Source organism: Leptolyngbya iicbica LK, assembly GCF_004212215.1.
Classification (GTDB): Bacteria; Cyanobacteriota; Cyanobacteriia; order Phormidesmidales; family Phormidesmidaceae; genus Halomicronema; species Halomicronema iicbica.
This window is the reverse complement of sequence record NZ_QVFV01000002.1, coordinates 273842-295149: the sequence shown is the minus strand read 5'-3', so window position 1 is coordinate 295149 and position 21308 is coordinate 273842. Positions and strand designations below refer to the sequence as shown.

The following is a 21308-nucleotide window of genomic DNA, read 5'->3' as shown; positions in this document are numbered from 1 at the left end:
TCAACGCCATGGATGAATTTCTGTACCACTACGAAGCCCGGTTAGTCTCGGTGTATGACGGCGACACAATCCGCGTCGATCTCTCCCTCGGATTCAATATTTGGCAACTCAACAAACCGATTCGCCTCTACGGCATCGACACCCCAGAGCTGCGCGGCGTTGAACGAGAGCAGGGTTTGGTTGTGCGCGACATCGTGGAGCAGCGCCTCCGGCAGGCTGACCGCCTGATCATCGAGACTCACAAAGACAGCACCGGCAAGTATGGTCGCCTGCTGGGCACAGTCCACTATCGAGTTGCGGAGCAATGGCACAACCTCAACCAGGAGTTACTGGACGAAGGGTTGGCCGCAGCCTATTTAGAGTAGAGCACAACTAAAAACGCCCCCATGAACCTGTTGTTCATGAAGGCGTCTAATCGCTGAAATTAAATCGTGCTGCCGCTAAAGGCTAAGGTCTACCGCCCGACGACAACTGTTTCGAGCGCAACACATCAAGCCATGGGCAGCACTTCTTTTTTAATGATGCCGTGAACACCCCAGTTGCCATCGACAACCTGGGTAATGCCAAAGTCCGCCGCCACTGACATCAGCGAAACGGCTTCGTCTTCGGTCAAGCCTTGAGTCGTCATGAGGAAATGCCGCATCTTGCGGAAGGCATCGCGCATCGCCTTGTCGATGGACGAGTTGGCATAAATGTCTTGCTGGGCCGTCTCCCCCAGGTCAGCCAAGTAGTTGGGATAGCTGAAGCCGTGGACGATGTACTCAGTATCCGTCTCTAACAGTGGATAGTAGAGATCTTCGAGGACGGTGTCGGGCAGTTCGTCCTGCTTATGGACGGTGACGCGGAAGGTGCCCGTGAGCGACGTTTCGATCGCCGTCCCCGCCAACTCCGAATCGCCCTGCGCCGCATGGGGATCGCCCATCGACAGCAGCCCCCCTTCGACCGCCACGGGATAGTACATGGTGGCGCCTTTGCCGATGCGCCAGTTGTCAATATTGCCACCAAAGTAGCTAGGGGGCACCGAGTCCACAATATCCGCCTCGGCGGGGGCCAACCCAATCACTCCAAAGTGAGGCCGAATGGGCACCGTCACCCCTTCCAGCACTTCGTAGTTTTCTTCCACCGTGTCGTGGTCGACGGGTACACCAGGATAGTCAATAATTTCGTGAACGACCCCGTAAGGGTCAGTCTGCGGCGTCCACTGAAAGTTGTAGAGAGCCGTGGCGTAGTCCTCTTCGCCAGTGGAGTCGAGTTCGTAAATGGTGATCACTTCTCGCGACTCTTCGAGCATGTCGTTGTAATGGAAGCCCCACCAGGCCGCCGCGTTGCTGCCAAAGGTGCGGCCCTCATAGTCAGGATTCGCACTAGGACGCGGCGCGACATCGAGGATTTCGACTTCCAACACATCGCCCGGTTCAGCCCCGTTCACATAAATGGGGCCAGTCAAGATATGGACGCCCGCACCTTCACCCGCGCCAACGGTATACACTTCAGGGTCGATGGAACCCGCACCTCGGCGGTCAACCCCTTTGCCATCTTCAGTCCACTCGTATACGCTTTCAGCCCCCGGATCGCCCATGACCATGAGCGAGGCATCGTCGTTGGCGTGGTGAGTCAAGGTTTCGACGGTCACCGTTTCGCCGGAGTTCATGACGAGTTCTGGTGCTAAATCTTGGCTGAAATAGCCCCAATGGACGGTATCGGCAGTCGCGGCCAGGTAATGGTCCGCCATAGTTTGCGCGATTGCCCGCTGCCCTAACCCGACCCCGTTACTCAAACTGGCGATCGCTATCAATAGCGCCGTCGCCCCCAAACTCATGAGCGCAAAACGCCCCTTTCGACTCATACCCCACACCATATCGATTGCTCCTGATTCAGCCGAGTAAATGTGCTTCAGATCACAATAGAGACTGTAAGAGGGAGCCGCTTAGGGCGTTGTATTCATCAAAACAAATTGTCGAGAAAATCCTGCGGGGCGCTGGGGCTTGAGAGCAGAAACAAGCAAGCGATTTAAATTTTGGGCAGATTATCGGGGGTGGGGATATCCGGTGGCTCGGGCAATGCCCCCGCTTCCGCCATCAAACGGGGATAGACGAGCAAAAAGAAGCCCATCCAAACCAGGATTGGTACTGCCACCAATCCGGTCACCCAATAGCGGTGAAACAGGAACCAACTGCCGCCAATAATGCTGACGCCCGTCAACAAAATTGACCAGGGCTGGCACCACCAGGGTTTGTAATCCCAAACGGACATCTTTGTGGATTCAGGCATAAACATTAGCGATCGCACTGCACCGTCATTGTAATCAGCCGAGTGCGATCGCTGGATGGGATTAAACTTGAAGCAAGCATCTGCCCAGCCGTTTGACGAATCCTGCCCTCTTTTGACTTATGCCTAAAGATCCGCCCGCTATCTTAAAGTCCGTGTCGGTGAACTTGCCCTTTGGCATGGGAGGGGCCACCTGGGAAGCTGACCCTACCGAGCAAAATGCCGCCTGGGAACTCTACATCGAATTGGTCACCCGCATCGCTGTACAGTCTTTGGATGCCCAGCAGGGCACCGTGCGCGAAGCTCTGAGTTCGCTTTACACATTGTTTGGCACCACCCGTGACATTCTGCGCAAAGCGGGCCCCAAGGTTGGGGCATCGCGAAAATCGGTGGGGGGCATTGCGATCGCCGTGCTCAATCAAGGATTGCGCCCCTTTATGTCAGAATGGCACCCGCGCCTGCAAGCCTGGGAAGCGCAAAACACTGGGGACTTGAGCCCGCAGGAGCACGAAAAAGCCTGGGCGGAAGAACCCACCCTCCGCGCCGAACTGGAAAACCTACGGCAAGAACTCGCCACCTATGCCCATGCCCTGGCGGTCATCTCCGGCGTCGAGGAAGAAAAACCATGACCTCTCATTAGGTGACAGGCCGCCGGAAAGTTATAGTCAATCAACCCAAAAACCGCCCTGGAAAACTATTCCAGGGCGGTTTCAGCAGGTGTGCTATTTAAGTGCGATCTCGTTTAGCGGATATATTCCTTCAGCACGCTGTTGCGGTTGGGGTGACGTAGCTTACGCAGCGCTTTCGCTTCAATTTGACGAATCCGTTCGCGTGTCACGTTGAAAGTCTGGCCAATTTCTTCCAGAGTTTTCATGCGGCCATCATCTAGGCCATAGCGCAGACGCAAAACGTCGCGCTCACGCGGGCTCAAGGTACCCAAAACACCTTCTAAGTCTTCCCGCAGCAAGCTCTTGGAAACTTCATCTTCAGGTGTCTCACCGTCCGACTCGATAAAGTCGCCCAAACGAGAATCTTCTTCCTTACCAATGGGAGTTTCCAAAGAAATTGGTAGCTGAGCCGACTTGGCGATGAACCGCAGCTTCTCGATAGTCATTTCCATGCTGGTGGCAATTTCTTCTTCAGTTGGCTTGCGGCCCAACTCTTGCGACAACAGCTTCGTCGTTTTCTTAATCCGCGAGATAGTTTCGTAAAGGTGGACGGGGAGGCGAATCGTGCGGGACTGATCCGCGATCGCTCGAGTAATTGCCTGGCGAATCCACCAAGTAGCGTAGGTGGAGAACTTGTAGCCTTTTTCGTGGTCGAACTTTTCAGCCGCCCGAATCAAGCCCAAGCTGCCTTCCTGAATCAAGTCCTGGAAAGACAGACCACGATTCATGTACTTCTTCGCAATGGAAACAACCAGTCGCAGGTTGGACTGCACCATCTTGTCCTTGGCGCGGCGACCCAGATGCAACCGCTTTTGAAAAGCGGGCAAAGGCATATCGACGGCTTCAGCCCATTCAGCATCAGTCGGCTCATGGTCCAAGCCATCCATCAACTCATCGCGGATGCGCTCTAGCTCCAGCAAGTCAGCAATCTTACGAGCAAGCTCAATTTCTTCTTCGGCCCGCAGGAGGCGAATGCGGCCAATTTCTTGCAAATAGAGGCGGATCGAATCTTCTGTGTAATGCTTCTTCTTAGTTTGGCTACGGCGAGTTGTCTTGCTCTTGGCCGCTTTTGCGGGAGCTTTGGCTGCGCCAGCATCGTCAGAATCATCGAATTTTGATGAGCTACTATCGCTATCAATTAAGAGCTCCAACTCGTTTTGGGGCTTGATTGCTCCGAGCAATTCTTTCGCTTGAGTCATGCCGCGTTCCTCGTGCTCCTTCGTGCGTGATGCTTTCAAATCAAAGGCCCGTTCAGCTTAACACCCTGTTTTTGTGATGGCCTCAGGGCCAGATGTGGTTAAACGAGCAAGATCCCTGACCGCCATACTTAAAACGCGGCGAGAAAATGTCTCTAAAACCCAAAGACAGACTGCAACAGATTAAAGCTAAACAAAAACCTTCTGGTTTACAGCAAGCAAATTAGACCCTTCTGAGTCTAAGTTTGTGACCTGCCTCACATGATTGTAGCCGCACTAACAAGTTGACTACCACTCTTTTTCCGCAAAAATCCGACAGAATTCACCCAAAAAACACACTTTTTTATAGTTTACCCGTACTATCCAGAAGCTGCGGTAAACCTCGATCTCGCCTTACAAGCCTCATTTTGGTGGGGCTGAAAGCGCTTTTAAGTAGTTTTGACAGTGAGTTTTTACGATTATCAAGAACTTATAAGTAAAATGTCCATGCATCAAAAATCATGATCGGACAAGGCTTGTGGCGGTCATTCAAGAAGTCTGGGCCTGGATGCATGCTGGTTTTTTAGTCAGCAGGTTGAGGACTCGCTGCTCAGTACCTGGCATCAGGCAAGACCACTCCACGCTAGAATCTAGCGTGATCGCTAATGACAGCATATGGAGGTTCAAGGGTTCCTTATGAATTCAGAGACGCTGACTGAGACGATTCAAAAAGGCGTCCGTGTCACTTTGGGAGCAACCGCTTCTTTGGTCGATGCGTTGCGAGATCCGCAGGCTTCTCAAGAGAAGTTTGGCAATATTTCTGATTTTGAAGTGCTGGCTCAAGAGTTAGAGGCCAAAGGCACTGATGCCGAGCGAGAAGCCCGGGCCGTAGTGGATTCTTTGATGAGTCAGATGGGGCAGATGCCTAACCCATTCGCGCCGACTCCGGCATCAGAGGCGACGGTGGATGCTTATGCCAGTCCCGTTGCTGATGCGTCTGTGCAAACTGAGCTCGAGGCGTTGACTCAAGAATTATCGACTTTACGAGCTGAGTTGGAAGCGCTCAAGTCACAACCAGGCAACGGCTAGATTGCGTTACTTGAATGTTTAGGATGCCGGGAAGGTCAGCAACACTGCTGACCTTTTGTTTTATGGATGTTGCTGAGATTAGGCCATCAACATTATCAATCGTGATGGCAAGCAATTGATGAAATGATGCGGGCTAGGCGAAAGAAGAGCCGATATCTGTTGGTACGTCTTGCCAACGCCCCGGCCCGATTGCACGTAATGCTTCTTTCAGCACAATATCCCCCGTGTAGAGAGCTTTGCCGATAATGACGCCGTTGACGCCGAGCCGTTCTAGTTTCAATAGGCTCAACAGATCGGCAACGGAACTCATGCCGCCAGACGCAATGATCGGAATCGAGGTAGCTTCAGCGATCGCCCGTAGGGCCTCTAGGTTGGGGCCTTGAAGGGTGCCGTCGCGCTTAATATCGGTGTAAATAACAGCGGCGGCGCCGCGCTCAGCCATGTCTTGGGCGAGGGCGATCGCATCTAGCTCTGAGGTTTCGAGCCAGCCCCGAGTGGCGACTTTGCCATCGCGAGCATCGATCCCCACAATGATTTGGCCGGGAAATTCTTGACTCAAGGTGTGAACTAAATCTGGATTTTCGACGGCGGCTGTGCCCAGGATGGCGTACTGCACGCCGAGGTCAAACAGGGCGGCGACCCGATCTCGGTCACGCAACCCCCCACCGACCTCAATGGGGATGTTGAGAGCGGCGGCGATCGCCGCGATCGCTTGCATATTTTCCGGTTTACCGGCCTTCGCTCCGTCCAAGTCCACGAGATGCAGCCGGGTAGCCCCTTCATCAGCCCAGCGCTGAGCTACCTCAACCGGATTTTCACCAAACACCTCAGACTGGTTGTAGTCGCCCTGATACAGACGAACACAACGACCTTCAAGCAAATCAATAGCGGGAATAACTTCCATAGGAGCGATCAATGGCAACAGAGTCCTTATTGTATCGGTTGCCTTCACCACCGCTGTCTTTAGGATGGGGGAATTTTGGGGCCGACACTTATCGCTGACAGTTGTCGCAGTGACCACAGCGCCAATCGGGTCGCGCCGGACGAAACCCAAACTGCTGCACAATAGTGCGCCATCGGCACCCATGGCCATACAGCAATTTTCTGATCGAATGATCATCCGTGGTCTTCACGACGGGGACTGCAGCTGGGGTAGGCAATAGTCGGTAATGAAACGGGTCTGTCCATTGCAATTGGCCTTGGCTATGCAGATAAGACAAGGCGATCGCGCCGTCTTTGAATTGCTTTTGCACATCTGCCAAGCTGCCCTCAGTAGGAATTTTGCGGCTAAGTTGCCCTGCCTTAGTTTGCAATTGCTGAGTTTGTTGGCGGAAGAATTGCGATCGCTGCTGGTCAGTCGGGTCGAGCCATCCCGTCCGTTCACTTACCAGCGACAAAGCTTGGGCTGGTTTGCCATCTCGTCCAGCGCGACCAATTTCTTGCACGTATTCTGTCAGCAAAGTTGGCACATGATAGTGAATGACCCACCGTAGATCAGGTTTATTGACGCCCATGCCAAAGGCATTTGTCGCCACGACAATGCGGACTTGGTTGCTCATCCACGCTTGCTCACGATGGCGGCGATCGCTTGCGTCGAGTCCCGCATGGTAGTCCAAGGCTCGGTGGCCCTGCTGTCGGAGCCAGCTGGCCAATTCCTCACTGTCGCGACGGGTACGCACATACACCAACCCAGTTTGTCGTTGATGTTGCTTGATGAACTGCAGCAGTTGTTGTTTGCGGCCCCGGGGCGTGTAAACGGAGCGCACGGTGAGATGCAAATTGGGGCGATAGGGACTCAGCCGCACCAGCTGGGGCGATCGCAATGCCAACGTATCGCCGATGCTTGACTGCACCTGGGGATCAGCCGTCGCCGTAAACGCCGCAATAGGAATTTTGGAGTGTCGTGATTTGCTACGTTCCAAGGCTTGGCGGGCCACGCCCAATCGTCGATAAGCGGGCCGAAAGGTCTCACCCCACTGGGCTAAACAGTGAGCTTCATCCAAAACCAGGCCGTTAATCCGCAGATCGGCTCGGGTCAATTGCTCCCATACCGTTGCACTCAGCAGCGTCTCGGGGGAAAGATAGAGCAGTCGCAGGCGTTGATGCTCTAGCGCTTTGAGCACCCGAAACTTTTCCTGCTTAGGCAGTTCGCTGTGCAAGGTTGCGGCGGGTAGATGGCGATCGCGCAATTCCTGCACTTGATTTTCCATTAGCGCTACGAGGGGCGACACCACTAGCGTTAGCCCCGTTTGGAGCAACGCCGGCAGCTGAAAGCACAGCGACTTGCCGCCCCCAGTCGGTAAAACGATTAGCGCATCTTGATGCTGTAACAGGGCTTGAATCACCGTGTCTTGCGGCGGTCGAAACGCTGAATAGCCCCAGATTTTCTGGAGTCGAGCTTGAGCGATCGCTAAATCAGATCCCGACGATTTAGTCACTAAATTGTCCTACCGATGCACCGATCACAGGTTGCCCGAAATCGGCGATCAGCAAGCTATGAGCCCCAACCGAGCCACGCAGCAAGAATCAGAGCGCCCAAAGCCCGCAGATGATAACGCACATGAAGCGTTTAGCTTGCAATGGAGAAATTCGTATTAAATTGAGAGCATTCAACGGTTGATGCGGCCCAAGGGTGCAGTGTCTGGGAGACACAACTTTGTCGTCACGTCTAGTAGAAGGCAATTTCAGGAGGCAATCGTGTCAGGGGCATTTGAAGACACCTGTGCTTTAACCAATCTGGTTGACCAATTATTAGCAGCCAGAAAAATCACCCAACAGCAGTATCAGAACCTTTCACAACTGGTGCTTGCCGACGGCAGCGTTGATGAGGAAGAATTACGCCAGATTAATCGCCTTTTTGACGCCATCCAGAATGGTCGCATTAAAGTTATAGACTGACCTATCAGCTCAAGCAATTGCGAATTTAAGCGATTAGCCGAGTCGTAGAGCCTCACAATCTCTCTAAATTAGCCTTGCTTGGCCGATGCCAGTTAAGAACGACTCCAAGTCACGGATGGCGATCGCACCGGAGCATGAACCCTCTCTAACTAAGGGTTAACGGCTATGCGCTCATGCGCAGCATGGCCTGAATGGGCTTAAGCGCCGCCACACGAGTCGCCTCTGGCATGGTGATTTCGGGCTGGCGGTGTTTCATCGCTAGATATAGCTTTTCTAAAGTGTTGAGCCGCATATGCGGACACTCGTTACAGGCACAGTTGCCCGTTGCCGGTGCGGGAATAAACTGCTTATTCGGCACCTGTTTTTCCATCTGGTGAATGATTCCCGGTTCCGTGACGACGATGAATTGGGGGCGATCGCTCCGTTGCACATACTTCAGTAGAGCCGTCGTGGAGCCAATGAAGTCAGCATGTTGCAGTACCGGCTCCTCGCATTCTGGGTGAGCAATGATCTCGGCTTCAGGATGAGTCATTTTGAGCTGCACCAACTTCTTTTCGGAAAAGATTTCATGCACCATGCAACTGCCCTGCCACAACACTAAATCGCGCCCTGTCTGCTGCATGACATAGCGGCCCAGATTTTTGTCCGGGGCAAAGATGATGGGTTGGTCGGCAGGAATCTGCTCAATCAGACTAACCGCGTTAGAACTGGTGCAGATAATATCGCTCATGGCCTTAATTTCGGCCGAGCAATTGATGTAAGACACCACAATGTGGTCGGGATGCTGCGCCTTGAACGCGGCAAACTGATCGGGCGGACAAGTATCAGCCAATGAGCATCCGGCATCCAGATCGGGCAGCAATACCAGCTTGTCAGGATTCAGAATTTTGGCCGTTTCTGCCATAAAGTGAACCCCCGCAAATACGATCACTTCAGCGTCGGTAGCAGCGGCCTGGCGCGATAAACCGAGCGAATCGCCAATATAGTCCGCAATGTCTTGAATATCGGACTCCTGATAGTAATGCGCCAGAATTACGGCATTTAACTCTTGCTTGAGTTCATTAATCGCAGCAAAGAGGTCTAACGGGAGGTTGGCGGTCGCTGACTTAGACGGAGCAGTCGTAAACATATGACAGTGTTTTAGTGAAAAAGGCTAACCAGGAGGACTTTTATTATAGTTATTTTTACCAAAATTCACTGGGGGTAGAGACTCCGAGCAGCAAATTATCTTTTGGGCAAGATTCTCCTCATCACTGCATGTAGCTGCAAAGTTCCTCGTCGTGATTCATTAGCGGTCGTTGGCGACACCGATGGTCTGGGTAAGCTGAACTGGAGATGAATGTTTGACCGAAATCACACACACTTCGACATTTCCCTGCTGAGATAACTTAGTGTGAGCCTTTGCGATCGCGAATTCGTTTTAGATCGCTAATCGAGCAATGTTGGCAGCTAGCGCGAGCCCGCATAAGGCATTAGCTGCCAACACTGCTAAATTCTTTAGAAAGAACGGTGTGAGTACGGAGACTATCGCTATACTCGTTAGCATCTTGTCGAAAGGGTTCCTGAAACGAGAGCGGTCAATGGTTTTGGAACGTTTAGGTAGGCATCGGCATGTTTAATGCAACTGAGATTCTCATCTCTGATTTCGTCGAAAAGCTGCGCGCAGGATACCACCGGACTTACGGCGGCTTAAATCCTGACTATGAGGACATCATTGCTTGGGCGGGCAGCATGGCGCTGGAGAATATTGCCAACAGCGATGCCCTCTATCACAACGTAGAACATACGATTTTGGTGACGCTAGTCGGTCAAGAGATTCTACGGGGCAAACAAATTCGCGAAGGCGGGGTGGGCACCGAAGATTGGCTCCATTTCATCATTTCGTTGGTCTGTCACGACATCGGTTATGTGAAGGGCGTTTGCCGGATGGATCGCGATCGCGAACATCTCTACGCCACCGGCAATGGCGAAGAAATGGTGGAACTCAGCCCCGGTGCTTCGGATGCCTCTCTCACGCCTTACCACGTTGATCGCGGCAAACTCTTCATCGAAGAGCGCTTTGGCAAGAATCGCATCATTGATTCGGAAATCATCAAGCGCAACGTCGAACTGACCCGATTCCCGGTGCCGAAAGAAGAAGATCATCAAGACACGCGATATTTCCCTGGCTTAGTTCGGGCTGCTGACCTGATTGGGCAATTGAGCGACCCTCGCTACCTCAAGAAAATTGGGGCATTGTTCTACGAGTTTGAAGAAACCGGGCAGAACAAGTACCTCAACTATCGCCACCCTGACGATCTCAAGCACAACTACCCCAAGTTCTATTGGAATGTGGTGCATCCCTATATCCAAGACGGCTTACGATATTTGTCGCTCACCCAAGAAGGCAAACAAATCATTGCCAATCTATACTCAAATGTGTTTATGGTTGAGAACGAAAAAAGCGTCGTTCCAACTTAATTCACCTTTGAGGCCGGCATGACCTGGTGGCAAAAGCTTCGGAAGAATTCTCTAGCGCAGGTGGGGGCTCTCATTCTGTTAGCGTTTTACGTCACCGTGGCGCTGGCGGAATTCACGGCTCCGTATGATCCCTACTTTTCGGCCCCGAGTGCGTCCTTGTTGCCGCCAACTGAGGTTTATTGGCGTAATCAGACAACGGGCGAGTTCATCGGGCCGCATGTCTATCCCACCACTCAGGGGCCGGTGTCGATTGAGACTGGGGAACGTGAGGTATTCGTGGATTTTGAGCAACCTAGCCCCATTCGGCTATTTGTCCAGGGCGACGAATACCGGTGGTTGCGCTTGGTGGTGCCCTTGCCTACTCAGTTTTCGTTATCAGCGCCGGGATTCCAGGAGGTCGAGTTGTTTCCTGGCATTCAAGGGAACATTCATTTATTCGGCACAATTGGTCCCGGTCGCTGGCATATTTTAGGTACAGACGAACAGGCCCGCGACCAGTTGAGTCGCCTCATCCACGGTGGTCGCATTAGCCTGAGCATTGGTTTGATTGGTATCGCATTGACCTTTCCTCTCGGAATGTTGGTCGGCGGCATTGCCGGTTACTTTGGCGGTTGGATTGATGCTGCCTTGATGCGTCTGGTCGAGGTGATCATGACGATTCCCGATATTTTCTTGCTGGTGGCGTTGGCGGCAGTATTGCCCGCGACCCTGTCAAGCACGCAGCGCTTTTTGCTGATTATTGTGATTACTTCATTTGTCCGTTGGACGGGGTTGGCAAGGGTGATTCGAGGGCAAGTGCTGTCTTTAAAGTCGCAGACCTTTGTCACTGCCTCGCAGGCTATGGGTGGGCAATCAATTTACATCATCGTGCGTCACATTCTGCCGCAGACGGCAACTTATGTGATTATTTCAGCGACGTTGGCCGTTCCCAGTTTTATTGTGGCCGAGGCGGTGCTGAGTTTGATCGGGCTTGGCATTCAGCAACCCGATCCTTCGTGGGGCAATATGCTCTCGCTCGCCAGTAATGCGTCAATTTTGGTGCTCAATCCTTGGCTAATCTGGCCACCAGCAATTTTGATCGTCTTGACGGTGTTGTCCTTTAATTTGCTGGGCGATGGTCTGCGCGATGCGTTAGATCCCAGGAGTTTGCAGACTTATGATTAAGCGATTGCAACTGTTGTTGGCGGTGGCTGTCTTATGGCTTGGCCTGACGGGATGTGGACAGTTGAAAGCAGCCATTCCGCATCATGTGGTGACGGCGGCAGTGACGCAGCAAGCCCAGCAGGAACAAGTCGACTTGTGGCGACAGTTATCGGCCAATGACACCTCGCTGCCGCAATTATCGGTAAATCGCGTCCAGGTGGACCGAGTGCGCCAGGTACGGGTGGCCGACGAACTGGCCTATGAAGTGACTGGGACGTATCGGTATAAATTGCGGTATCCTCAGCGATCGCCCTTAACCCAATCTGAAGTACCATTTTCGCTCATTTTGCAGGAGTCTCCAGCAGACGAGCAATGGCAACTTTTAGAAGTGGAAGGCTCGCTAACAGCACCGAAAACGTGGCAGTGGCGATCGCTAAATGAACCAGCGGCTTAATGTTTTGCAGGCAAACCGGATCTGTTGTCATCTGGCTTAAGTGCTGGAATACAGGGAATTTGAGGAAGGCCGAAAAGATTTCTCGGAGTATCCTGTGCTTAACATTTGCAGGATATTTTGGTCATTGAAAAATAAAAAGAACTGTAATGTCTTGAGCGTTTCTAGCACGCTGCAGCCATGATGGTCGCTAATGTTGTACTTGATGGCTGTACTTACCCCGGTCTCCCCCTTAAGAACTATGGAATACCAAACCCAGTGCAAAGAAATTCGCTGTCCCATTCAATTTGTATTGGAAATTGTGGGCAGCAAATGGGCAATCCTCATTTTGCGGGAGCTCTTTTCCGGTAGTCGCCGCACACATGAATTTTTAGACGCTTTACCGGGCATCAGCACCAAAACCCTGACAGCTCGCCTACGAGAGCTGGAAAGCTATGGGCTTGTAGATCGCAAGGTGTTTCCTGAAGTCCCCCCTCGCGTTGAGTATTCACTCACGGCAAAAGGACTGGAAATTCAACCCTTGATGATGTCTCTGAAGCAGTTGGGCGAGCAGTGGTTAGAGCAAGAGTCTTGCAACTGTCCAATGGATCCCAATGTGCTGGTAGGCTCGGAGTCTGTCTCAGTTTCAGAATCCGTTTCGGTGTGAGCGCAATGTTTGATTAGGGGAAGTGGTGTCTCCCTTGCAGCACTCAACATGAGCGCAGCTGCTGGCTAAGCGCAAAATTTTAGTAGCTGTCACGTGGGCAGATTGTTCAACGTGGATATGGCTTAGGGTCGTGAGAGGGTGCGATCGCGGTCAATAGGCCATCCCTTAACCATTGCCCAAGGTGAGCAGCACAAGTCAGGAGCCCTGGTGAGGATATTTCCACCACATACATTTGACAGGCATCAAGTACACTAGAGACCAGTAAAGAAGCCTGCTATCTACAAGGAGTCGATTAGATACATGGGATCTTCATTTGTCGGAATGTTTGCGCAAGCATTTGCAACATTCTTGAACATCTATTTTGTCTTATTGATTATTCGCATTTTGCTGAGCTGGTTCCCTAATGTGGACTGGATGAGCCAGCCATTTGCGACCCTGAGTCAGTTAACGGATCCTTACCTCAACTTGTTCCGATCGCTGATTCCCCCGTTGGGCGGCATTGATTTTTCCCCCATCTTGGGCTTTTTGGTGTTGCAAGTGGTGTCCCAAGGGGTCAGCCAAGTTGCAGCGACCATGGCCTACTCTGCGTTTTAAGCGGCGCTTGCCTCAATTGCCGCCGCTGCCCTTAGCCTTGCCTTAACTGGTCAGATACTTTTGTCTGGCCAGTCATTTTTGATGTTTATTGACGGCTAAATACTGTGACTACTGCGATCGCGGATACCCCCACCTTTGACTGGTCAGCTCTGTTGCAGCAAATCATCGACCAGCAATCGCTCACCCCCCCGCAGGCCGAAGCCTTGATGCGAGGTTGGTTGCAAGAAGACATTCCGCCGGTATTGTCAGGGGCATTTTTGGCCGCGATTCAAGCCAAGGGGGTTTCAGCGGCAGAGCTGGCAGGCATGGCACGGGTATTACAGGCTCAATCTTTAGGCGGCGAGTCGGCTGATGCCGAGTTGCCCACGCCGCGCATCGACACCTGCGGTACCGGGGGCGACGGGTCGCACACATTCAATATTTCCACCACGGTGGCCTTTGTGGCGGCGGCGGCGGGGGTCGCTGTGGCCAAGCACGGCAACCGTTCAGCTTCCAGCAAGGTGGGGTCGGCCGATGTGCTAGAAGCGCTGGGCATCGACCTGAGTGCTCCCCCCGAAAAGGCAAAGGCTGCCCTCCAAGAAGTGGGCATCACTTTCTTGTTTGCGCGGGGCTGGCATCCAGCGATGAAAGCGGTTGGCCCGCTGCGCAGCACCTTGAAAGTGCGTACGGTGTTTAATCTGCTTGGCCCGTTAGTGAATCCCCTGCGTACGACGGGACAGGTGATCGGGGTGTTTGATCCCGCCGTCATTACGCCGATGGCCGAAGCGTTGAATCAGCTAGAAGTGCCGCTGGCGATCGTGCTACACGGGCGTGAAGGATTAGACGAGGCGGGATTAGGCGACAGTACGGACCTGGCGGTGCTCGAAAAGGGCACAGTGACAGAGACAGTGCTGAATCCCCGTGACTTTGGTCTGGTTGCCGCCGACAAAACCGCACTACGAGGCGGCGAACTGGAAGAGAACGCCGCTATCATGCGGGACTTGCTGCAAGGGAAGGGTACCCAGGCCCAGCAAGATGTGGTCTGCTTGAACGCAGCCCTCGCGCTGAAGGTAGCTGGGCGCACCCAAGGCGGCAGCTTTGAGGCCGAAATTGCGAATGGCATTGACCAGGCGCGATCGCTGCTGCAAAGTGGTGCCGCCTGGGATAAAGTCGAAGCGCTTGTGACCTTTCTGAAGAATTAAGACACCCGCTACAGCGGCCAGCATGGCGTCAGGATAGGTCAAAAATTTTAAGAGTTTTGAATATCGGCACTGAGTCAGCAAAAATCCGCGAGTATTTAGGCTCAGGTCAATTCATTTTGAACTCAAAGGCGACAGGCATGACCAATCCTGATGGCAACAAAAGCGACAAGAGAATTATTGCAGGCGTCTTAGGCATCCTTTTAGGGGCTCTGGGCATTCACAAGTTTGTGCTGGGCTACACGGTCGAAGGCATTATCATGCTGGCGGTTACCGTCTTGACCTGTGGCTTTGGGGGGGCCGTGATGGGCATCATCGGCTTAATTGAGGGCATCCTGTACCTCACCAAAACCGATGAAGAATTTGATGCCACCTATGTGCAAAACAAAAAGGGATGGTTTTAGTCTCAGCTGGTGTTTGTTAGCGGGATGCTGATATGAAGCGGCTCTTACGCTTGCCTTGTTCAAATCATCGGCCACCCATGGGAATGGATGATCAGCCGGTAGCGGTGCTGCCACAACTAAGGTCACCCTTTTGGCGCATCGTGACCTTGACGACCTTTTTGAGTCCTTTAGCGATCGCCATAGCCGTCAGCCAGTGGGGCCTACGGTTTCCGTTTCCGCCCTGTCTGTTTCAGTGGGCGTTTGGGTTTCCGGCTCCGAGTTGTGGGCTGACGCGATCAGTGGTGGCGCTGATGGCGGGGGATTGGTCACGATCGCTGAGCTATCACCTGTTTGGCCCAGTCTTTGTGGTGTTGGCGACGGCGTTAACCCTGGCCACTAGCTTTGAACTGGTCACCCGACGTTCCCTAGTCCATTGGTATGAGGGGCTATGGCGATCGCGATCGGCGGTCCTGCTCTTGAGCTTGTATGTGATGTATTACGGCTTGCGCCTGTGGATTCGCTACACGTTACCCTCGCTCCCCTGGGGCTTGGATGACACTATCGCCTGGCAGCAATTGGTCGCAGGGGCGATCGCGCTGTGAATCAATCCGCGACTTTTTCCCGCTGTTTGACCGTACTTGTGAACCAGAAAGGCTAATGCTGAAAGTGAACCTGCCTGTCAACTTAGTGCTTGTCCTGATGAGCACTGCCTGCTTAGGAACGCTGAGCCAGGTAGAAGTACCGCTGTTTGCCAAACCTTTTTTGCTGCTGTTGCCGTTACAAACAGCTGCGTTAGCTTACGTCGTTTGGTATTGGCGCGAGCGAGCGCCTTCCCCGCGTCGTGACCATTAGGCACGCTTCCAGCAGCGTTAAAGGATCGCTAAATCCGGCATCACAAAACTAGGATCAAATGCTCCAGCATTAGGCCACAGTCCCAGTGAGCGACGGCGACTTTTTCCTGAGGTCAATGCACCACCGCGATAGTGCCGCATTAATCAAGATTGATTTCAGCGTTGTAGCAAGTCCAATCAGAACGGGACAAAGTTTTGCCGCAAACTATCGGTTGATGATTGCCTTGATAAGCCACGTAATTAAAGACCAGCAGCGGCATGCCCAGGGGAACGGCTAAATATTCACTCAGCTCGTAAGTGGCCGGAATACTTTCTAGAGTAACTTTGGCCGCGTTGAGGTCGATCCCATTGGCCAGCAGGGTGCTGTAGGTAAACCCGGCCTGTAGCTGTGCCGATAAGCTTTTGCCGATAGTTTCTGGGTAGTAAACCATGTCTAGCGCGATGGGTGACTCATCTGCATAGATGATTTTTTCTTGCCAATAGACTTCGGCGCCACGAGTTGAGAGTTGTAAGCGATGACTGATTTCGGGGCTGGCTTTGACCCGCTGAAATCGGAGCGACTGCACCCGCCCCTGGTAGCCTTGTTGCCGAAGCGCGGCATCAAAGGTCATCAGCGGGTTAGACATGGAAAAGGTGATTTTGTGCTGCTCGGTGACAAAAATGCCCTTGCCCTGCTGGGTGGTGACTAACCCTTGTTGGATGAGGTTGGCGATCGCTTTTCGCACAGTTGTCCGACTCACACCAAACGCTTCGCCTAAATCAAACTCACTGGGTAAGCGCTCACCCGGTTCATATTTGCCCGACTCAATCTTTGCCTTTAACTGCTCAGAAATGGCGACATGCAAAGGTTGGTTATCGGCTTCCTGCCCACTCGGCACCATAAATTTTGTCATCACCTGTTGACCTCTGCAGGCATCTTATCGGAAAAGTGACGAACGCCAATGGATGGGACGGTCAGTGGGGCATGAGTTGATGCGGCCAAGTCAGCAAATACGACGACAGACCAGCGACCTTTTGGTTGTTCAAACTCAGCAGAGATGTCTCTTTACGCCCAGTCAATTCGCTGTCGTTCAACAGCCTGATTTAACCGCTCTCCCAAAGGCTTCCTCGGCGCTAATCCTAGCGTTTTTTGAGCGACTTGAAAGCTCTGGCATCCAAACAAATGCACTCAGCACTCATCCCCCAATCCACTCTCGTCAGTTACCTTGCCGGTGCCTTAATGAGGGCGGGGTTTAGCGGGGGCGGCAACGATGCGATCGCGCCCATTTTCTTTCGCTTGATAGAGGGCTTTATCGGCCAATTTAATCAGGTCGTCAGGCATTTTCAGCGGGTGTGGATAGAGGGCTGCAAGGCCGATGCTCAGGGTGATTGATTTGCTCACGAGTGAGCCCTTATGGGGAATCTGAGCCCGATGAATCAGGACTCGAATTTTCTCGGCAATGGTCTCAGCTCCCTCGACATCGGTGTTGGGCAGCACGACAGCAAATTCTTCGCCGCCGTAACGGGCAACGATGTCTGCCGGACGCTGGACAGCACTGCGCAAAATACCCGCAACTCGTCGCAAACAATCATCCCCAGCTTGGTGACCATAGACGTCGTTATAAGCTTTGAAATGATCGATATCGACCATGATGAGAGCCATCGGTGACTGCTCGCGCATGAGTCGCCGCCACTCTTGATGGAGAAAATGCTCGAACCGACGGCGATTGGCGACTTGGGTCAACCCATCCAGATAGGCAAATCGCTTTAGCTTGCGATTAGCGCGAGTGAGATAGGCATGTAAGCGATCGCGCTCAATAGCGGTACTGACGAGCATACCGACTGTTTCTAACAGCCGAATTTCTTCTGGCAACCAGTCGCGGGGCTGTTGTGATTGCGCTGATAGCAGTCCCCACAACTGCTCACCATCCAACAGCGGAATTGAGAGATCTGCCTGCACGTCAAAAAATTTCAAAAAGCTGAGTTCAGCCTCGCTTAACGGCTGTTGCTGGACATCAGCAATGCCAACCGGATGCCCCAACTTAAACTTTTCCAGGTAGACCGCTTTCACCGACCAGGGGTGCCGCATTTTCCAATCAAACATGGACTCAACCGCTGGGGTTTGAGCCTCAGCAATGACTTTGCCAGCGTCTTCACGCAGGTCAATGAGCACCAGACGATCCAGCTCTAAATGCTGCCGCACTGCTTCAAAGATGCCAGGTAAGGCTTTGCCGACCTGATCAGTGCGGCTGATGTCTTGGGACAGTTTGGCAATGAGGCGATCGCGCTGCATTTGCTGCACCAGCAATGCTTGGGCAGTGTGCTGAGCCGTGGTGTCAAAGGTGACCCCCACCATGCGCACGACCTGACCCTCAGAATTGCGCAACACCTGCCCCCGCTGCGACAACCACCGGATGTTTTGATTAGGCAGCTTGACGCGAAACTCAGCGGCAAATTGCTGATGGGTATGCATGGCTTCAGCGATCGCCTCCTTCAGTTCATCGTGGTCCTCTTCATGCACGAGTTTAAAGAAGGTCTCGGGGCGGCCATCAAAACTGCCAGGGGTTAACCCAAACAACTGTTCTTGGGGCGAAGACCACAGCAGTTCTTGATGAATTAAGTGCCAATCCCAAGTGCCGACCGAGGCTGCCTCGAGGGAATGGCGGAAGAAGTTAGTCTCAGTCTGTAATAAATCGTTGGTGTGTTTGTGAGCCGCAATCTGACTAAAAATCAAGTAAACGCCTGTGACTGCCTGCCCTTCAAGTTGGGGAATGATGCTGACGCGGCTGTACTGTAAACGGGTTTGCCAGCTATCGATGGGGACGCAGATGTCGGCAATTTCGCCCTGCAGGGCTTGCCCTAGAGGCACTTGCAACTGCTGATAAAGCACTGGTCCTATAATCTCTGACAAAAGGCTGCCCGGCAAGTCAACCGCCTTGGTGCGAAACGCTTTGAGATAAGCCTCATTCGCGTAAATGTGGTGTTCTTGAGCGTCTAAACAAGCGACTAAACTGGGGACAACATCAACTAACTGACGCAGTTGACGAGTTTTTTGCTCTAGCTTTTGGGCGATCGCTTGGCTGGCGGTTAGGTCGCGGCTCAATACAGCGCCATAACGCACAGTGCCATCGTCATCGCGCAGCGGCATCGCCTGGATCGCGAGACAGCGATCGCGCTGTTGGCGATCGCGAAAATGCAGCGTTTGCTCGGCGACTCGTTTACCTTTCAATGCCTGGACACAAGGATAGTCATCGAGAGCCAGAGGCATCCCGGCGGTCGTGCAAAAACTTACGATTTGCAGGCCACAAAAGCGATCATGATGGGCTTTGAGAAAAGCTGTCTGGGTGGCAAAACCGAGATTCTTGGCCGCCATTTCATTGGCATAGAGCAGACAGCCCTGCTCGTCAAACACCTGAACCCCTTCGCCAACCTGCTCTAACAGCGGCAAAAAAGTGGCTACTGCCGACGGAATACCAGGCGCTAAATTGCTACTCATCGCAGTTTTCAAAACTTCCGAGCTCTTGGTGGAAGATGCGTAATCGGAGGGGAGAGAATCGTACATCACACCAAACCAAGCGTAAAAGAGGCGTCAAAAAACCATTCAGCCGATGGTTGGCAGGGCATAGATTCAGGCGATCGCTCCGTGGCCGTTGCGACGATTCCTGACGGACACTGGGCAAAACCTGAGCACTAAATTCGTTAATCGTAGAATTAATAATTCCGCTGCTGATAATCATGCATCTACTGTTTTATTTAATGCCCGCTTGGTGCCTTTGAACCCGATACTTTGTGGCGAAAGTGACAAATATTTGCCAATTTGCCCAGTTTTATCCCTTTTGACTAAACGACGACAACAAAGTCCAAATTTTCGTAAAGTTGGATTGCTATAACCATTGATTCCTTAACGTGAGTGCGATCAGCCGGGGCTCTGTCAACCGGAAAAGCTGGGGTGATTCGCCGCAGAGTTCGCTCTACAGCGGCCCCATAAACCCCTTCGCACAATGACTATCATGGCCTTAATGTGAGGGCGTGGCTTTGCAGTTATCGGCATCTGAGTGGCAGTGTTTGCGGTGGCTACAGCAGCACGCCTCGCACAATCACGAGGCGTTAGCAGTTCCGCTGCCGCTGCCGCAACTTTCGACCGTGCGCCGCGATCGCCTCTGGCAACAACTCAAAGCTAAGGGCTTGGTCGATTTTGACGTGGTGGTGACGCGGTTTGGCCTCTCGGCAACTGGTCGGATGCTGTTGCAATTAGATCGGTCAGTTTTGCCCGTCACCCCCGATGAAAAGTGGGTGTTGCGGTCCTGCCGCGATCGCAGCATCCACCCTGACCAGATTGCTTACAAAGTGCCGCACGATCAACGCCAGGCCCTCATCGCCGGATTAGCCGAGCAAGGACTCCTCCGCATCACCCGCCAGCAGATCGGCAAAATCTGGCTCACTCCCGCTGGGGCAGCGGTTTTACGGTACGATTGTGCTCCTTAGGACGAGGCGATTGCGATTCGCGAAAAGCGGTCATGAGGGTTCCGTCTCTGCTAAAGACGATGCCCCTTGCGACAGTATCGCCCCCCCGGTGAGACTTCCATTAGTTGTGGTGATTCATGCTGGCCTGTACCTGCCCACCTCCGTTGCAACCCGGTGACGCGCTGACCGTGGTGGCTCCCAGTGGTGCCCTCCGCGAGTCGGCAGCCCTGCAAGCCAGTCTCACCCTTTGGGAAAATCAGGGCTATCACATCAAGCTGATGCCCGGTTTTGACGCGCGCTGGGGCTACCTGGCAGGCACGGATGAGCACCGTCGTCAGCAATTGCTGACGGCTTGGCAAGATCCTGATTGTCGGGGGGTGCTGTGTGCGCGGGGTGGGTTTGGCGGCACCCGTTTATTGGAATCGTGGCAGTGGCCGTTGGCCGAACCCAAATGGCTGATTGGCTTTTCGGACATTACCAGTTTGCTGTGGAGCCTCGGCCAGCAAGGCATCTCGGGCGTGCATGGCCCCTTGATGACGACCCTCAGCGAGGAACCAGATTGGTCACAACAGCGGTTATTTGACTGGGTGGCGGGGCGATCGCTGCCGCCCCTCATGGGCCAAACCTGGGTGACAGGGCAAGCAACGGGGCCTCTTCTCCCGGCGAATTTAACCGTGGCCACCCACCTGTTGGGCACCGCCCATGAACCCGATCTCACGGGAGCCATCCTCGCGCTGGAAGACGTGACCGAAGCGCCCTATCGCCTCGATCGCATGTTGACCCATTGGCGCATGTTGGGCAAATTGTCCTGCCTGGGGGGCGTCGCCATTGGTCGCTTTAGCCGCTGTGAGCCGCCGGAAAATGTGCCCAGCTTCACGGTTGAGGAGGTGTTGCGCGATCGCCTCAGCGATTTAGGCATTCCCGTGGTGGCAGAGTTGCCCTTTGGTCATGATGGCGTCAACGCGGCGCTGCCCGTGGGGATATCGGCAACCTTAGATGGCGATCGCGGCACCCTGACCATTCACAGCTCAGCCTCAGCCAGCGATTTATCGGCACAATAA

The 21308-nt window shown here is 53.3% G+C and carries 23 protein-coding genes; 15 read left to right on the top strand and 8 right to left on the bottom strand.

Going from position 1 to position 21308, the window contains the following annotated elements; translation table 11 throughout:
* Positions 1-8 precede the first annotated feature (8 nt).
* Positions 9-365, top strand: coding sequence for a thermonuclease family protein (locus DYY88_RS08400; protein ID WP_039728506.1), 357 nt, complete (start codon positions 9-11; stop codon positions 363-365).
* A gap of 125 nt (positions 366-490) precedes the next feature.
* Here the strand turns inward: DYY88_RS08400 and DYY88_RS08395 are convergent, their stop codons facing one another.
* Positions 491-1846 carry an acetamidase/formamidase family protein gene (locus tag DYY88_RS08395; protein WP_201279059.1) on the bottom strand — a complete coding sequence of 452 codons (1356 nt, stop codon included), beginning with the start codon at positions 1844-1846 and terminating at the stop codon, positions 491-493.
* Between the two features lie 164 nt (positions 1847-2010).
* The gene (locus DYY88_RS08390; RefSeq protein ID WP_236146385.1) at positions 2011-2253 is read right to left on the bottom strand and encodes a DUF6737 family protein; all 243 of its coding nucleotides are present in this window, start codon (positions 2251-2253) and stop codon (positions 2011-2013) included.
* A 137-nt stretch (positions 2254-2390) separates the two neighbouring features.
* Between DYY88_RS08390 and DYY88_RS08385 the strand changes: the two genes are divergently transcribed.
* Positions 2391-2897: a hypothetical protein gene (locus DYY88_RS08385; RefSeq protein ID WP_039728508.1), complete on the top strand. Its 507-nt coding sequence runs from the start codon at positions 2391-2393 to the stop codon at positions 2895-2897.
* Positions 2898-3010: 113 nt separating this feature from the next.
* Here the strand turns inward: DYY88_RS08385 and rpoD are convergent, their stop codons facing one another.
* Positions 3011-4174 carry an RNA polymerase sigma factor RpoD gene (rpoD, locus tag DYY88_RS08380; RefSeq protein ID WP_302849233.1) on the bottom strand — a complete coding sequence of 388 codons (1164 nt, stop codon included), beginning with the start codon at positions 4172-4174 and terminating at the stop codon, positions 3011-3013.
* Positions 4175-4807: 633 nt separating this feature from the next.
* Here rpoD and DYY88_RS08375 point away from each other — a divergent pair.
* Positions 4808-5200 (top strand): hypothetical protein, encoded by a 393-nt coding sequence (locus DYY88_RS08375; protein ID WP_039728510.1) that lies wholly within the window; start codon positions 4808-4810, stop codon positions 5198-5200.
* Between the two features lie 133 nt (positions 5201-5333).
* Here DYY88_RS08375 and hisA read toward each other — a convergent pair whose 3' ends face one another.
* Both hisA and DYY88_RS08365 read right to left on the bottom strand, forming a co-directional pair.
* Complete coding sequence (gene hisA, locus DYY88_RS08370; protein ID WP_039728511.1) at positions 5334-6104, bottom strand: 1-(5-phosphoribosyl)-5-[(5-phosphoribosylamino)methylideneamino]imidazole-4-carboxamide isomerase; 771 nt, start codon at positions 6102-6104, stop codon at positions 5334-5336.
* A gap of 88 nt (positions 6105-6192) precedes the next feature.
* On the bottom strand, positions 6193-7638 hold the full coding sequence (locus DYY88_RS08365) for a RecQ family ATP-dependent DNA helicase (protein ID WP_039728512.1): 1446 nt from the start codon (positions 7636-7638) through the stop codon (positions 6193-6195).
* A gap of 259 nt (positions 7639-7897) precedes the next feature.
* Here DYY88_RS08365 and DYY88_RS08360 point away from each other — a divergent pair, with 259 nt between their 5' ends.
* Positions 7898-8098, top strand: a complete 201-nt coding sequence (locus DYY88_RS08360) for a hypothetical protein (protein ID WP_039730258.1) — start codon at positions 7898-7900, stop codon at positions 8096-8098.
* A gap of 163 nt (positions 8099-8261) precedes the next feature.
* Here the strand turns inward: DYY88_RS08360 and nadA are convergent, their stop codons facing one another.
* On the bottom strand, positions 8262-9227 hold the full coding sequence (nadA, locus tag DYY88_RS08355; protein WP_039728514.1) for a quinolinate synthase NadA: 966 nt from the start codon (positions 9225-9227) through the stop codon (positions 8262-8264).
* 482 nt (positions 9228-9709) lie between these two features.
* Between nadA and DYY88_RS08350 the strand changes: the two genes are divergently transcribed.
* From DYY88_RS08350 to DYY88_RS24060, 9 genes are all read left to right on the top strand, one after another.
* On the top strand, positions 9710-10558 hold the full coding sequence (locus DYY88_RS08350; RefSeq protein WP_039728516.1) for an Npun_R2479 family HD domain-containing metalloprotein: 849 nt from the start codon (positions 9710-9712) through the stop codon (positions 10556-10558).
* An 18-nt stretch (positions 10559-10576) separates the two neighbouring features.
* Positions 10577-11722: an ABC transporter permease gene (locus DYY88_RS08345; RefSeq protein WP_039728518.1), complete on the top strand. Its 1146-nt coding sequence runs from the start codon at positions 10577-10579 to the stop codon at positions 11720-11722.
* A complete protein-coding gene (locus tag DYY88_RS08340; protein ID WP_039728520.1) occupies positions 11715-12155 on the top strand; it encodes a hypothetical protein in 441 nt (146 codons plus the stop codon). The genes DYY88_RS08345 and DYY88_RS08340 overlap by 8 nt, the downstream gene beginning before the upstream one ends.
* Positions 12156-12393: 238 nt before the next feature.
* A complete protein-coding gene (locus DYY88_RS08335) occupies positions 12394-12798 on the top strand; it encodes a winged helix-turn-helix transcriptional regulator (RefSeq protein WP_130199369.1) in 405 nt (134 codons plus the stop codon).
* Positions 12799-13098: 300 nt separating this feature from the next.
* The gene (locus DYY88_RS08330; RefSeq protein ID WP_044151357.1) at positions 13099-13392 is read left to right on the top strand and encodes a YggT family protein; all 294 of its coding nucleotides are present in this window, start codon (positions 13099-13101) and stop codon (positions 13390-13392) included.
* Between the two features lie 104 nt (positions 13393-13496).
* Positions 13497-14573: an anthranilate phosphoribosyltransferase gene (gene trpD, locus DYY88_RS08325; protein ID WP_242517588.1), complete on the top strand. Its 1077-nt coding sequence runs from the start codon at positions 13497-13499 to the stop codon at positions 14571-14573.
* Between the two features lie 137 nt (positions 14574-14710).
* Positions 14711-14974, top strand: a complete 264-nt coding sequence (locus DYY88_RS08320; RefSeq protein ID WP_039730262.1) for a TM2 domain-containing protein — start codon at positions 14711-14713, stop codon at positions 14972-14974.
* A gap of 77 nt (positions 14975-15051) precedes the next feature.
* The gene (locus tag DYY88_RS08315) at positions 15052-15555 is read left to right on the top strand and encodes a DUF2752 domain-containing protein (RefSeq protein WP_165390106.1); all 504 of its coding nucleotides are present in this window, start codon (positions 15052-15054) and stop codon (positions 15553-15555) included.
* A gap of 55 nt (positions 15556-15610) precedes the next feature.
* Positions 15611-15805 (top strand): hypothetical protein, encoded by a 195-nt coding sequence (locus tag DYY88_RS24060; protein WP_039728525.1) that lies wholly within the window; start codon positions 15611-15613, stop codon positions 15803-15805.
* Positions 15806-15944: 139 nt separating this feature from the next.
* On the opposite strand, the gene DYY88_RS08310 is transcribed toward DYY88_RS24060, so the two are convergent.
* Positions 15945-16697 (bottom strand): GntR family transcriptional regulator, encoded by a 753-nt coding sequence (locus DYY88_RS08310; RefSeq protein ID WP_201279060.1) that lies wholly within the window; start codon positions 16695-16697, stop codon positions 15945-15947.
* A gap of 323 nt (positions 16698-17020) precedes the next feature.
* A complete protein-coding gene (locus tag DYY88_RS08305) occupies positions 17021-19279 on the bottom strand; it encodes a sensor domain-containing diguanylate cyclase (protein ID WP_052288576.1) in 2259 nt (752 codons plus the stop codon).
* 539 nt (positions 19280-19818) lie between these two features.
* Between DYY88_RS08305 and DYY88_RS08300 the strand changes: the two genes are divergently transcribed.
* Positions 19819-20268: a hypothetical protein gene (locus DYY88_RS08300; RefSeq protein WP_152624696.1), complete on the top strand. Its 450-nt coding sequence runs from the start codon at positions 19819-19821 to the stop codon at positions 20266-20268.
* Between the two features lie 116 nt (positions 20269-20384).
* On the top strand, positions 20385-21308 hold the full coding sequence (locus DYY88_RS08295) for a S66 peptidase family protein (protein WP_039728527.1): 924 nt from the start codon (positions 20385-20387) through the stop codon (positions 21306-21308).

Excerpts from the sequence above, each read along its gene's own strand:
- DYY88_RS08400 (WP_039728506.1), top strand. The coding sequence starts at position 9 with ATGGATGAATTTCTGTACCACTACGAAGCCCGGTTAGTCTCGGTGTAT.
- DYY88_RS08395 (WP_201279059.1), bottom strand. The coding sequence starts at position 1,846 with ATGAGTCGAAAGGGGCGTTTTGCGCTCATGAGTTTGGGGGCGACGGCG.
- DYY88_RS08390 (WP_236146385.1), bottom strand. The coding sequence starts at position 2,253 with ATGTCCGTTTGGGATTACAAACCCTGGTGGTGCCAGCCCTGGTCAATT.
- DYY88_RS08385 (WP_039728508.1), top strand. The coding sequence starts at position 2,391 with ATGCCTAAAGATCCGCCCGCTATCTTAAAGTCCGTGTCGGTGAACTTG.
- DYY88_RS08375 (WP_039728510.1), top strand. The coding sequence starts at position 4,808 with ATGAATTCAGAGACGCTGACTGAGACGATTCAAAAAGGCGTCCGTGTC.
- hisA (WP_039728511.1), bottom strand. The coding sequence starts at position 6,104 with ATGGAAGTTATTCCCGCTATTGATTTGCTTGAAGGTCGTTGTGTTCGT.
- nadA (WP_039728514.1), bottom strand. The coding sequence starts at position 9,227 with ATGTTTACGACTGCTCCGTCTAAGTCAGCGACCGCCAACCTCCCGTTA.
- DYY88_RS08350 (WP_039728516.1), top strand. The coding sequence starts at position 9,710 with ATGTTTAATGCAACTGAGATTCTCATCTCTGATTTCGTCGAAAAGCTG.
- DYY88_RS08345 (WP_039728518.1), top strand. The coding sequence starts at position 10,577 with ATGACCTGGTGGCAAAAGCTTCGGAAGAATTCTCTAGCGCAGGTGGGG.
- DYY88_RS08340 (WP_039728520.1), top strand. The coding sequence starts at position 11,715 with ATGATTAAGCGATTGCAACTGTTGTTGGCGGTGGCTGTCTTATGGCTT.
- DYY88_RS08335 (WP_130199369.1), top strand. The coding sequence starts at position 12,394 with ATGGAATACCAAACCCAGTGCAAAGAAATTCGCTGTCCCATTCAATTT.
- DYY88_RS08330 (WP_044151357.1), top strand. The coding sequence starts at position 13,099 with ATGGGATCTTCATTTGTCGGAATGTTTGCGCAAGCATTTGCAACATTC.
- DYY88_RS08320 (WP_039730262.1), top strand. The coding sequence starts at position 14,711 with ATGACCAATCCTGATGGCAACAAAAGCGACAAGAGAATTATTGCAGGC.
- DYY88_RS08315 (WP_165390106.1), top strand. The coding sequence starts at position 15,052 with ATGGGAATGGATGATCAGCCGGTAGCGGTGCTGCCACAACTAAGGTCA.
- DYY88_RS24060 (WP_039728525.1), top strand. The coding sequence starts at position 15,611 with ATGCTGAAAGTGAACCTGCCTGTCAACTTAGTGCTTGTCCTGATGAGC.
- DYY88_RS08310 (WP_201279060.1), bottom strand. The coding sequence starts at position 16,697 with ATGACAAAATTTATGGTGCCGAGTGGGCAGGAAGCCGATAACCAACCT.
- DYY88_RS08305 (WP_052288576.1), bottom strand. The coding sequence starts at position 19,279 with ATGAGTAGCAATTTAGCGCCTGGTATTCCGTCGGCAGTAGCCACTTTT.
- DYY88_RS08295 (WP_039728527.1), top strand. The coding sequence starts at position 20,385 with ATGCTGGCCTGTACCTGCCCACCTCCGTTGCAACCCGGTGACGCGCTG.